Consider the following 7563-nt stretch of genomic DNA (forward strand, 5'->3'; position numbering starts at 1 on the left):
GTCGCGGTGATGCTGGTGCCCGCGCTGGACACGTTGCTGGCGATCGTGCGACGCACCCGGGCCGGCCGTAGCCCGCTCAGCCCGGACAAGATGCATCTGCACCACCGGCTGCTGCAGATCGGCCATTCGCACCGCCGGGCCGTGCTGCTGATCTACCTGTGGGTGGGCATCATCGCGTTCGGCGCGGCCAGCACGATCTTCTTCGATCCGCGCTACACCGGCGCGGTGATGATCGCCGCTATTCTCGTCGCGATCGTGGTGACCCTGATCCCGCTTCTGCGTCCGGCCGGACCGGGTGAAGAGGGTGCCGACGGGGCCCCGCAGGATTAGTACGACAAAAAGTAGTAGGCCCCGTTTTTGGCTGCCTACCATGTGGTACTTTACTGGCAGAACCCGAAAAACCTCGCGGGTTGCCGGCCCGGCCCATCGATTCGACGAACCGATCGGCGCCGATATACGACCGACAAAGGGAGCTACCCCTTGGGTGAATCCAGCGCGCCCGTCGCCCTCCGATACGCTCGTCGGGCACGCACAGGATATTTCCAGCCAATGCTGGTACAAGGGGACGACTTCCGTGACAGCGGGATAGGGGTGAATCGGTGACGACGCCAGCGCAGGACGCGCCGTTGGTGTTTCCGTCGGTGGCCTTCCGGCCGGTACGCCTGCTGATCGTCTGCGTCGCACTGACCGCGCTCGCGGTGCTCGCCTCCGGCTTCACCGGCCACATCTTGTTCGGCGTCTTCTTCGGGGCCGGCCTCGGTCTCGGCCTGGTCAACGCCCTGCTGGTCCGGCGCGCGGTCGAATCGATCACCGCCGAGGACCATCCGCTCAAGAAGAAGATGGCGGTCAACTCGGCGACCAGGCTGCTGGTCATCACCGCGATCGCACTCGCCATCGCATTTGTCTTCAGAACCTCCGGCGGCATTGCGGTGCTGTTCGGGCTTGCGGTGTTCCAGGCGTTGCTGGTGATGAGCACCAGCATTCCGGTGCTGCGGAAGATCCGCGCCAACGGCCTGGACGTCTTGGATACGGAATCGAAGGGTTGAGCTTTCCTCTATGACGCAGACGACGACCGTGCTGGCTGCCGAAGAAGGCGGCGCCGCCATCCACGTCGGGCACCACACGATGGTGTTCGAACTGTTGGGGATGACGTTCAACGGTGACACCATCCTGGCCACCGCGATCACCGCGGTGATCGTGATCGGGCTGGCCTTCTTCCTGAAGTCCAAGGTCACCTCGACCGGTGTGCCCGGTGGCGTGCAGCTCTTCTGGGAGGCCCTCACCATCCAGATGCGCGGCCAGATCGAAAGCGCGATCGGCATGAAGGTCGCGCCGTTCGTGCTTCCCCTGGCGATCGCGATCTTCGTGTTCATCCTGATCTCGAACTGGCTCGCGGTGCTGCCGCTGCAGTACGGCGGATCCGACGGCGCCGCCGCCGAGTGGTACAAGCCGCCGGCCTCCGACATCAACTTCGTGCTGGCGCTGGCCCTGTTCGTGTTCTGCGCCTACCACATCGCGGGGATCTGGCGCCGCGGCATCGTCGGGCACCCGGTCAAGGTGGTCAAGGGCCACGTCGCGCTGCTCGCGCCGATCAACATCGTCGAGGAACTGGCCAAGCCGATCTCGCTGGCCCTCCGACTTTTCGGCAACATCTTCGCCGGCGGCATCCTGGTGTCGCTGATCGCGATGTTCCCCTGGTACATCCAGTGGGCGCCCAACGCGATCTGGAAGACCTTCGACCTCTTCGTCGGCCTGATTCAGGCGTTCATCTTCTCGCTGCTGACGATCCTGTACTTCAGCCAGGCGATGGAGTTGGAAGACGAACACGCGCACTGAACCGCATAACCCAGCTACGACCGAAGTGACCACAGACTCTGGCGGCACGGCCACCAGTTATCAAGGAGGATAAAAGGAATGGAACTCGATCCAAACGCCATCATCACGGCCGGCGCTCTGATCGGCGGTGGATTGATCATGGGTGGCGGCGCCATCGGCGCTGGCATCGGTGACGGCATCGCGGGTAACGCGCTGATCTCGGGCATCGCCCGGCAGCCCGAGGCCCAGGGCCGGCTGTTCACCCCGTTCTTCATCACGGTTGGTCTGGTTGAGGCGGCGTACTTCATCAACCTGGCCTTCATGGCGCTGTTCGTCTTCGCCACCCCGGGTCTGCAGTAGTCCGTCGGCATGGGTGAATTGAGCGCAAGAATCCTGGCCGCCAGCCAGGCAGCGGAGGAAGGCGGTGGGGGCCAGAGCAACTTCCTGGTCCCCAACGGCACCTTCTTCGCGGTGCTGCTCATCTTCCTGATCGTGCTCGGCGTGATCGCGAAATGGGTTGTGCCGCCGGTCGGCAAGGTGCTGGCGGAGCGGGAAGCGATGCTGGCCAAGACCGCGGCCGACAACCGCAAGTCGGCCGAACAGGTCGCGGCGGCACGGGCCGACTACGACGAGACGATGGCCGGGGCCCGGTCCCAGGCATCGTCGATCCGCGACGAGGCCAGGGCGTCCGGCCGCCAAGTGGTCGACGAGAAGCGCGCCGAAGCCGGTGGCGAAGTGGCCGAGAACCTGCGGCAGGCCGATGCGCAGTTGTCGGCGCAGGGCGATCAGGTGCGCAGCGGGCTCGAGCCCTCGGTGGACGGGCTGTCCGCCACGCTGGCCAGCCGGATCCTCGGCGTGGACGTGAAATCAGGTGGGACACAGTAGATGTCGATATTCATCGGGCAGCTGATCGGCTTCGCCGTCATCGCATTCATCCTCTGGAAGTATGTGGTGCCGCCGGTGAAGACGCTGATGGCCAAGCAGCAGGAAGCCGTGCGCGTCGCGCTCGCGGAGAGTGCCGAGGCGTCACAGAAGCTCGCCGACGCCGATGCGATGCACGCCAAGTCGCTCGCCGACGCCAAGGCCGAGTCGGCGAAGGTCACCGACGAGGCCAGGCAGGACTCCGAACGGATCTCCGCGCAGTTGGCCGAGCAGGCGGGCACGGAAGCCGATCGGATCAAGGCCCAGGGCGTCCAGCAGGTCGCGCTGATGCGTCAGCAGCTCATCCGCCAGTTGCGGACCGGGCTCGGTGCGGAGTCGGTGACCAAGGCCGACGCCCTGGTGCGGGCCCACGTCGCCGACCCGGCCGCGCAGGCGGCCACCGTCGACCGGTTCCTGGCCGAGCTGGATCAGATGGCACCGTCGTCGGCGGTGATCGACACCGCGGCGATGGCCAAGCTGCGCGCCGCCAGCCGTGAATCCCTGGCCGTCGTGGTGGAGAAGTTCGACTCGGTGGCGGGCGGTCTGGACGCCGGCGCGCTCACTGCGCTCGCCGACGATCTGGCCTCGGTGGCCAAGCTGCTGCTGTCCGAGACCGTACTCAACAAGCATCTGGCCGAGCCCACCGACGATCCGGCACCCAAGGTGCGGCTGCTGGACTCGCTGCTGTCCGGCAAGGTCGGCGCCACCGCGCTGGACGTGCTGCGCACCGCCGTGTCGCAGCGCTGGTCGACCGAGTCGAACCTGGTCGACGCGATCGAACACACCGCGCGGCTGGCACTGCTCAAGCGCGCCGAGACCGCCGGTGAGGTCGACGAGGTGGAGGACCAGCTGTTCCGGTTCGGCCGGGTCCTCGACGCCGAGCCCCGGCTGTCGGCCGCGTTGAGCGACTACACCACGCCGGCCGACGGCCGGGTCGGCTTGTTGGACAAGGTGCTCACCGGTGGCTCCGGGGTGAACGGGACCGCGGCGGCACTGCTCGGCCAGACCGTCGGGCTGTTGCGCGGTGAGCGTGCCGACGAGGCCGTCATCGACCTCGCCGAGCTCGCCGTTGCGCGCCGCGGTGAGGTGGTCGCCCATGTGACCGCTGCCGCCGACCTCAGCGACGCCCAGCGCACCCGGCTGACCGAGGTGCTCACCCGCATCTACGGCCACCCCGTGTCGGTGCAGCTGCACGTCGACCCGGAACTGCTCGGCGGCCTGTCGATCACCGTCGGCGACGAAGTGATCGACGGCTCCATCGCTGCGCGGCTGGCAGCTGCCCAAACCGGGCTGCCTGACTGAGCACCCAGACCCACGAACCACCCAAGAACACAAGGTAGGAAGACGAAAAACCATGGCAGAGTTGACAATCTCGGCTGCTGATATCGAAGGTGCCATCGAGGACTACGTATCCTCGTTTTCCGCCGACACCGAGCGTGAAGAGATCGGCACCGTCATCGACGCCGGTGACGGCATCGCCCACGTCGAGGGTCTGCCCTCGGTCATGACGCAGGAGCTGCTGGAGTTCCCCGGCGGTGTCCTCGGCGTGGCGCTCAACCTCGACGAGCACAGCGTCGGCGCCGTCATCCTGGGTGAGTTCGAGAAGATCGAAGAGGGCCAGCAGGTCAAGCGCACCGGCGAGGTGCTCTCGGTCCCGGTCGGCGACGCCTTCCTGGGCCGCGTCATCAACCCGTTGGGCCAGCCGATCGACGGGCAGGGCGATATCGCCGCCGAGGCCCGGCGTGCGCTGGAGCTGCAGGCCCCCTCGGTGGTGCAGCGCCAGGGCGTCGGCGAGCCACTGCAGACCGGTATCAAGGCCATCGACAGCCAGACCCCGATCGGTCGCGGCCAGCGCCAGCTGATCATCGGTGACCGCAAGACCGGCAAGACCGCGGTCTGCGTCGACACCATCCTCAACCAGCGGGAGAACTGGGAGACCGGCGACCCCGACCAGCAGGTGCGTTGCGTGTACGTCGCGGTCGGCCAGAAGGGCACCACGATCGCCAGCGTGAAGCGGGCCCTGGAAGAGGGCGGTGCGATGGAGTACACCACCATCGTCGCGGCACCAGCGTCCGATTCCGCAGGCTTCAAGTGGCTCGCGCCCTACACCGGCTCGGCGATCGGCCAGCACTGGATGTATGACGGCAAGCACGTGCTGATCGTGTTCGACGACCTCACCAAGCAGGCCGAGGCCTACCGCGCGATCTCGCTGCTGCTGCGCCGCCCGCCGGGTCGCGAGGCCTACCCGGGTGACGTCTTCTACCTGCACTCGCGTCTGCTGGAGCGCTGCGCGAAGCTCTCCGACGAGCTCGGCGGCGGCTCGATGACCGGGCTGCCGATCATCGAGACCAAGGCCAACGACATCTCGGCCTACATCCCGACCAACGTCATCTCGATCACCGACGGGCAGTGCTTCCTGGAGTCCGACCTGTTCAACCAGGGTGTGCGACCGGCCATCAACGTCGGTGTGTCGGTCTCCCGCGTCGGTGGTGCCGCACAGATCAAGGCCATGAAAGAGGTGGCGGGCTCGCTGCGTCTGGACCTGTCGCAGTACCGCGAGTTGGAGGCCTTCGCCGCCTTCGCCTCCGATCTGGATGCCACGTCGAAGGCGCAGCTGGACCGCGGCGCCCGCCTGGTCGAGCTGCTCAAACAGCCGCAGTACAGCCCGATGGCGGTCGAGGACCAGGTCGTCGCGATCTTCCTCGGCACCAAGGGCCACCTGGATTCGGTTCCGGTCGACGACGTCGCGCGATTCGAGGCCGAGCTGCTCGAGCATGTCAAGGCCAGCCACTCCGACATCCTCAGCGGGATCAAGGAGACCAAGAAGCTCTCCGAGGAGGCCGAGGAGAAGCTGGCTTCGGTCATCAACGAATTCAAGAAGGGCTTCTCGGCTTCTGACGGCAGCTCGGTCGTCGTCAAGGAGGCGGATGTCGACGCCCTGGACGCCGAGGACCTGGAGAAGGAATCGGTCAAGGTCCGCAAGCCTGCTCCCAAGAAGGCATAGGTAACGTATGGCAGCCACAGTGCGCGAGCTGCGCGGACGTATCCGCGCGGCAGGGTCGATCAAGAAGATCACCAAGGCCCTGGAGCTGATCGCCACGTCGCGGATCGGTAAGGCGCAGGCCCGGGTCGAAGCGGCCCGGCCCTATTCCACCGAGATCACCAACATGCTCACCGAGCTGGCCGGGGCCAGCGCGCTGGATCACCCCCTGCTCGTCGAGCGGGAGGCGCCCAAGCGGGCCGGCGTGTTGGTGATGTCGTCGGACCGAGGCAAGTGCGGTGCGTACGACGCGAATGTGCTGCGCCGGGCCGAGGAGCTCTTCTCGCTGCTGCGCGACGAGGGTAAGAACCCGGTGCTCTACGTCGTCGGCCGCAAAGCCCTGGGCTACTACAGCTTCCGGCAACGCGAGGTGACCGACTCGTGGACCGGCTTCTCCGAGCAGCCGACCTACGAGAACGCCAAGGAGATCGCCGAGACCCTGGTGACGGCGTTCATGTCCGGCGCCGACGACGAGGGTGACGACGCCGGAGTCGACGGGATCCTCGGTGTCGACGAACTGCACATCGTGTCCACCGAGTTCCGGTCGATGCTGTCGCAGACCACGGTCGCGCGGCGGATCGCTCCGATGGACATTGAGTATGTCGGTGAGCCCGAGGCCGGCCCGCACACGCTGTACTCGTTCGAGCCCGATGCCGAGACACTGTTCGACGCACTGCTGCCGCGTTATATCGCCACCCGGGTGTATGCGGCACTCTTGGAAGCGGCGGCTTCGGAACTGGCGTCGCGCCGGCGGGCCATGAAGTCGGCCACCGACAACGCCGACGATCTGATCAAGGCGCTCACACTGGAAGCGAACCGTGAGCGTCAGGCGCAGATCACCCAGGAAATCAGTGAGATCGTCGGCGGTGCCAACGCGCTGGCCGACGCGCGCTAGCCGGATCACCGACAGAGCCCCGTAGGAAAGCGAAGAAGAGAAAAATTATGACTGCTGCCGTAGACACCAAGACCGCGGGTCGCGTTGTCCGAATCACCGGTCCGGTGGTGGACGTCGAGTTCCCGAGGGGCTCGGTGCCCGACCTGTTCAACGCGCTGCACGCCGAGATCACGTTCGGTGCGCTCGCCAAGACCCTGACGCTTGAGGTCGCCCAGCACCTCGGCGACAACCTGGTGCGCTGCATCTCGATGCAGCCCACCGATGGCCTGGTCCGTGGCGTCGAGGTGTCCGACACCGGAGCCTCGATCTCGGTCCCCGTCGGCGACGGCGTAAAGGGCCACGTGTTCAACGCGCTCGGCGACTGCCTCGACGATCCGGGCTACGGCAAGGACTTCGACCACTGGTCGATCCACCGCAAGCCGCCTGCCTTCGCCGACCTCGAGCCCCGCACCGAGATGCTGGAGACCGGCCTGAAGGTCGTCGACCTGCTCACCCCGTACGTGCGTGGCGGCAAGATCGCGCTGTTCGGTGGTGCCGGTGTGGGTAAGACGGTGTTGATCCAGGAGATGATCAACCGCATCGCCCGCAACTTCGGTGGTACCTCGGTGTTCGCCGGCGTGGGGGAGCGCACCCGTGAGGGCAACGACCTGTGGGTCGAGCTCGAGGATGCCAACGTGCTCAAGGACACCGCGCTGGTGTTCGGCCAGATGGATGAGCCGCCAGGCACCCGTATGCGTGTCGCGCTGTCCGCGTTGACCATGGCGGAGTTCTTCCGCGACGAGCAGGGCCAGGACGTGCTGCTGTTCATCGACAACATCTTCCGGTTCACCCAGGCCGGTTCCGAGGTGTCGACCCTGCTGGGCCGCATGCCTTCGGCCGTGGGTTACCAGCC

Annotated in this window: 7 protein-coding genes and 2 pseudogenes; all 9 read left to right on the forward strand. The window is 66.4% G+C overall.

Annotation, left to right across the window (positions count from 1 at the left end; genetic code table 11):
• A pseudogene (locus ACWDTP_RS35895) lies at nucleotides 1-330 on the forward strand (undecaprenyl-phosphate alpha-N-acetylglucosaminyl 1-phosphate transferase); the annotation flags it as partial.
• 269 nt (nucleotides 331-599) lie between these two features.
• On the forward strand, nucleotides 600-1046 hold the full coding sequence (locus ACWDTP_RS35900; RefSeq protein ID WP_450027978.1) for an ATP synthase subunit I: 447 nt from the start codon (nucleotides 600-602) through the stop codon (nucleotides 1044-1046).
• A 10-nt stretch (nucleotides 1047-1056) separates the two neighbouring features.
• The gene (gene atpB, locus ACWDTP_RS35905; RefSeq protein ID WP_450027979.1) at nucleotides 1057-1836 is read left to right on the forward strand and encodes a F0F1 ATP synthase subunit A; all 780 of its coding nucleotides are present in this window, start codon (nucleotides 1057-1059) and stop codon (nucleotides 1834-1836) included.
• A gap of 78 nt (nucleotides 1837-1914) precedes the next feature.
• Complete coding sequence (locus ACWDTP_RS35910; protein WP_036440957.1) at nucleotides 1915-2175, forward strand: F0F1 ATP synthase subunit C; 261 nt, start codon at nucleotides 1915-1917, stop codon at nucleotides 2173-2175.
• A gap of 9 nt (nucleotides 2176-2184) precedes the next feature.
• Nucleotides 2185-2700, forward strand: a complete 516-nt coding sequence (locus tag ACWDTP_RS35915; protein WP_450027980.1) for a F0F1 ATP synthase subunit B — start codon at nucleotides 2185-2187, stop codon at nucleotides 2698-2700.
• Complete coding sequence (locus ACWDTP_RS35920) at nucleotides 2701-4038, forward strand: F0F1 ATP synthase subunit B/delta (RefSeq protein ID WP_450027981.1); 1338 nt, start codon at nucleotides 2701-2703, stop codon at nucleotides 4036-4038. It abuts the gene before it with no gap.
• A gap of 52 nt (nucleotides 4039-4090) precedes the next feature.
• Nucleotides 4091-5740 carry a F0F1 ATP synthase subunit alpha gene (atpA, locus tag ACWDTP_RS35925; RefSeq protein WP_450027982.1) on the forward strand — a complete coding sequence of 550 codons (1650 nt, stop codon included), beginning with the start codon at nucleotides 4091-4093 and terminating at the stop codon, nucleotides 5738-5740.
• Nucleotides 5741-5747: 7 nt separating this feature from the next.
• On the forward strand, nucleotides 5748-6671 hold the full coding sequence (locus ACWDTP_RS35930; protein ID WP_450027983.1) for a F0F1 ATP synthase subunit gamma: 924 nt from the start codon (nucleotides 5748-5750) through the stop codon (nucleotides 6669-6671).
• Between the two features lie 47 nt (nucleotides 6672-6718).
• Nucleotides 6719-7563, forward strand: a pseudogene (locus ACWDTP_RS35935) (F0F1 ATP synthase subunit beta); the annotation flags it as partial.

Source organism: Mycobacterium sp. NPDC003449, from assembly GCF_053588415.1.

What these genes read in the sequence shown, in the direction of transcription:
- atpA (WP_450027982.1), top strand. Translation starts at nt 4,091, where the DNA reads ATGGCAGAGTTGACAATCTCGGCTGCTGATATCGAAGGTGCCATCGAG.
- ACWDTP_RS35910 (WP_036440957.1), top strand. Translation starts at nt 1,915, where the DNA reads ATGGAACTCGATCCAAACGCCATCATCACGGCCGGCGCTCTGATCGGC.
- atpB (WP_450027979.1), top strand. Translation starts at nt 1,057, where the DNA reads ATGACGCAGACGACGACCGTGCTGGCTGCCGAAGAAGGCGGCGCCGCC.
- ACWDTP_RS35915 (WP_450027980.1), top strand. Translation starts at nt 2,185, where the DNA reads ATGGGTGAATTGAGCGCAAGAATCCTGGCCGCCAGCCAGGCAGCGGAG.
- ACWDTP_RS35920 (WP_450027981.1), top strand. Translation starts at nt 2,701, where the DNA reads ATGTCGATATTCATCGGGCAGCTGATCGGCTTCGCCGTCATCGCATTC.
- ACWDTP_RS35930 (WP_450027983.1), top strand. Translation starts at nt 5,748, where the DNA reads ATGGCAGCCACAGTGCGCGAGCTGCGCGGACGTATCCGCGCGGCAGGG.